This is a genomic window from Alteromonas sp. 14N.309.X.WAT.G.H12, assembly GCF_036697315.1.
GTDB lineage: Bacteria > Pseudomonadota > Gammaproteobacteria > Enterobacterales > Alteromonadaceae > Alteromonas.
Map to the genome: position 1 here is coordinate 1 of NZ_JBAHZB010000175.1, position 4260 is coordinate 4260.

Genomic DNA, 4260 nt, shown 5'->3' on the forward strand with positions numbered 1-4260 from the left:
CAGGATAAAGGTGATCACACCTCCCCAAAGGAGCCCCACAGACTGTTTTTTCCAGCTATGATAAAACACACCTAACGTGAATAGTGTACTGGCCAGGGCAATACCAAATGTTGTTGTCATTAACGGCTACTCGTTCTATACCTCTGATGGTGTACTACGCCATCATCCAATCTTATTTTGAGCGCGTTATACTACTAAGCTTCCACGTAGATGTAAAAGCTATTCATTTTCATTTAGCTTATGAATAAAAGAAAAGCGAAAGAAGAAGGAAAGCGCAACCCATCGTTGCGCTTTCCAACTGATCATCAAGCAGGACGCTTCGATTTGAAAAAGAGGGAATAAAGTACCGGTACGGCGATCAATGTGAGTAAGCTCGCAAAGGTTAAACCAGACATGATAGTGACTGCCATACTGGCGAAAAACGCATCCCATAACAACGGGATCATCCCTAGCACCGTGGTTAACACCGCCAGTACCACCGGCCGGACCCGACTTAAAGATGCGCCCACGATGACCTCACGAAGATCATTGGTATTTTTACGCCGCAAGTCAGCTTCATCGACCAGTACAATGGCATTTTTAATCAACATTCCCGATAGACTAAGCAGGCCTAACAGTGCGGTAAAGCTAAAGGGTAAGCCTGTAGCCACCAGACCGGCTGTTACACCACAAATAGCCATTGGCACAATAATCCATATCAGTAACGCTTGGCGAATGGCATTAAACAACAGAACCGTAATTAAGATCATACATAAAAAACTAACCGGTAACTGTGTAGCTAATGCCGCTTGTGCATCTGATGAACTTTCATATTCTCCGCCCCATTCCAAAGAATAACCATCGGGTAAAGGCAGTTTATCCAACGCATCCAGCACCTTGGATCTTGCTTCTGCGGCGGTATAGCCCTCAGCAGGTTCAGCTTGTACAGTCAGCGTTCTTACCCGGTTTCTTCTTTTGATGAGACCTTCATGTGCCTGCAGGTCAAATTTCGTCACAACCTGGGTAACTGGGATGAAAGCTTGTTGACTGTCACTCCAGATAAGGCGATCACGCAACCAATCCATATTCTGACGTTCATCAACAGGCGGTCGAATAACCACGGGAATTTGTCGATCGTCATCACGATAAATACCAACGGTTTGCCCTTCTGTTGCAAATTTCAGCGCATCGGCGATATCTGTTCGCGTAAGGCCGGCAATTTTCGCTTGCTCATCATCTACCACAGGGTAAATAGTGAACTCCCGCTGACGCCAATCGTTACGCACATCAACGATGGTAGGCTCTGCGCGCATAATGTTTTCAACTTTTGCGGCTATTTGCCGCAAAACATCACTGTCTTTGCCCTTTATTCTGGCTTCAATTTGCGCGCCTGAAGCAGGCCCAAAAAACAGTCGCTTAAAGAACACTTCAGCTTGAGGATAACGGCCTCTTATCTCGGCACTTAGGCGATCCATTAGCGCGGGAATTTGCTCTCTATCTTGCGTACGAACAATCAACTGCCCATAGGAGGGATTGGGTAAGTCGGGGGCATACGTCAACATAAAACGACTCGCGCCCATGCCGATGAAACTGGAAACATCCGTGACTTCGTCTTGGGCAAATACCAACTTTTCAATCTCTTTGATATCCGCTTCCGTGGCACGAATGTCGGTGCCTTGGGGCAACGAAAAATCGATATAGAATATGGGCGTATTTGATGGTGGGAAAAAGGATTGCTTAACGAAACCAAATCCCATCACGCTTACCACCGTGGTCGCAATAAGCAAGACAACCGTTGTTTTGGGGAAATTGAGCGCGGTTACCAACACGCCTTTATAAGCGCGATAACCGCCACCGTCGTAGTGCTCTTGGGGTTCACCCGCCACGCCTTGTTTAAACAAATAGTGACCCAGTAACGGTGTAACGGTAACGGCCAGTATCCAGCTAAGTAATAGGGAGATGCAAATAACTGCGAATAGCGAGAACATGAAGTCGCCGGTGCTATCTTGGGATAACCCTATCCCTGCAAAGGCCAGAATGCCGATAACAGTAGCGGCAAGTAACGGATATTGGGTTTGCTGCGCCGCCTCTTCTGCCGCATCAGTGGATGATTTACCTTCTTTCATATTCAGCAGCATGGACTCTGCGATAACAATGGCGTTATCAACCAGCATCCCCATGGCAATAATTAATGCGCCTAATGAAATACGTTCCATTTGTAATCCATAAATCCACATCACCAATACGGTACCCAACACGGTAAGAAGCAGCGTGACACCAACAACAATCCCCACACGCCAACCCATGACAAGCATTAGCACGGCCACTACGATAGCCACAGATGCCGCTAGGTTCACCAAAAAATCACTGATGGAGGTATCTACCACTTTATGTTGTTCATAAATAGGTAAAATATCTACGCCAAGGGGTAATTTGGCCCGCAGTTCATCCAGGCGAGCCTCAACATCATGGCCTATGTCCACAATATTTAAATCACTTCGACCGGCGATCGCCAGGCTAAACGCCTCTTTACCGTTATGACGGATAACTTGTGTAGGACTCTCTGATTCCACACGATACACACGGGCAACATCTCCTACATGCAGTTGCTCTGTGGTACCAGGTAGGCCAAATTTCAAATTGCGTATGGTTTCTACCGAGTCATCACCTGCCGGCACAACTAGCCGTATTCGCCGATCATCTAAACGCATGCTTCCAGCGTCAGCGATGGCACTTTCGGTTTGAAAGACACTGGCAATAGAGGACATGGAAATACCGATGCTCGCCAGCGTTTCTTGTGTCGTCTCCACATAAATGGTTTCTTCGGGCACACCGCTTAATTCTGCTTTTGTCACGCCGGGCACTGTTAGTATTTCCCGCCGTAAACGGGTAGCCAGTTGTTGTTTTTGACTATTAGAAAAACCTTCGGCCACCACCGCATAGAACAGACCGTAAACATCACCAAAGTCATCGTTCACCACGGGAGTACTTGCCCCAGAAGGGAGCGACATTGCAGCGGCAGTAACTTTCCGGCGTAACTCATCCCAGGCTTGGGGCAATTTATCACTATTGAAATCATCTCTGATTTCAACAGTAATTTGGGATTGCCCCGGTAGAGATCGGGAAGTTATATCACCCAATTGTGCTAATTGCTGAATGGTGGATTCCAAGGTCTCTGTAACTTCTTCCTCTACTTCTTCGGCCGTTGCTCCCGGGTAAGAGGTTGTCACAATGGCTGTTTTAATCGCAAAGGCAGGATCTTCGAGCTTGCCAATTTGTAACACACCGATGATCCCACCGATTAGGCAGATCATCATTAGCAACCAAACGGTAAGCGGATTCTTTATGGAATAGGTGGAAATTCTCATAGTATGGGAGACTCTTTAGTAAACTCCCGAATGACCATTCCGTCTTGTAATGAACCTACGCCGGCGGCAACCAGTTTCGTTCCACCTTGTAAATCACTGATAATTTGTGCTTGTCCATCACGAATGAGTCCAATGTCCACCGGTTGATAAACCACTTTATCGCCGTCAACGCGCCACACAGCGAAATCTGCCTGCCCGGTAGAATCGATGGCCGTCATGGGTACCCAAATGCCAGCAGAAACCGTAGAATTGTTAATCTCAACACGGGCGGTTAACACCATACCCGGTAGCAGATCTAAGCCATCTTTACGGGGAAGCTTAAACGTAACCTGATAGGTTTGCGTACTGTCATTGATTTCCGTTTTGTTTTCCAAATAGCTCAATTCAATGAGTTTACCGTCACTGTCCGTTAATAGATCCCCTTCCTTCGTTTCAAGGTATACCCGGTATTCTGGTTTTTCATCGATGACATAACGCATTAATTTTTCGGGAACATTTACGTGTATGCGCAGATAGTTAATATTCTGCACACGCAACACCGCCTGATTCGATTGTACGTAGGAGAATTTCTCAACCACGCGATTGGTTATCAAGGCATCAAAGGGGGCGTGTAACTCGGTGTAATCAATATTTAAACGCGCATTTTCCACTGCCAATTCCGCATTTTCGTAGGCGGTTTGCAGCGAATCAAAATCACTCTTACTGATATAATTATCGTTTTGCAGCTGCTTGCCTCGCTCAAAATCTGATTTTGCTTTGCGATAGGAGGCTTCTGCTTGTTTCAACGCCAATTCGTAATCTTGGGGCTCTAAGGAGGCTAACAGGTCGCCTTTAGGCACAATCACACCCTGGTGTTCTACCAAAAAGTTAATTCTGCCAGGTACCTGAAAAGCCATATCGACGGTACTAAGGG

At 46.7% G+C, this 4260-nt stretch carries 2 protein-coding genes; both read right to left on the reverse strand.

Features of this window, described 5'->3' with window-relative positions:
* Nucleotides 1–305: 305 nt before the first annotated feature.
* Entirely contained in the window at nt 306–3347 is a 3042-nt protein-coding gene (locus V5298_RS19915; protein WP_332933169.1) for an efflux RND transporter permease subunit, read from the reverse strand.
* On the reverse strand, nt 3344–4260 hold a 917-nt coding region (locus V5298_RS19920; RefSeq protein ID WP_332933170.1), incomplete at its 5' end, for an efflux RND transporter periplasmic adaptor subunit. The genes V5298_RS19920 and V5298_RS19915, both read right to left, overlap by 4 nt.

Bases quoted from the DNA above. Each gene is read 5' to 3' on its own strand.
- V5298_RS19915 (WP_332933169.1), bottom strand. From the start codon at position 3,347: ATGAGAATTTCCACCTATTCCATAAAGAATCCGCTTACCGTTTGGTTG.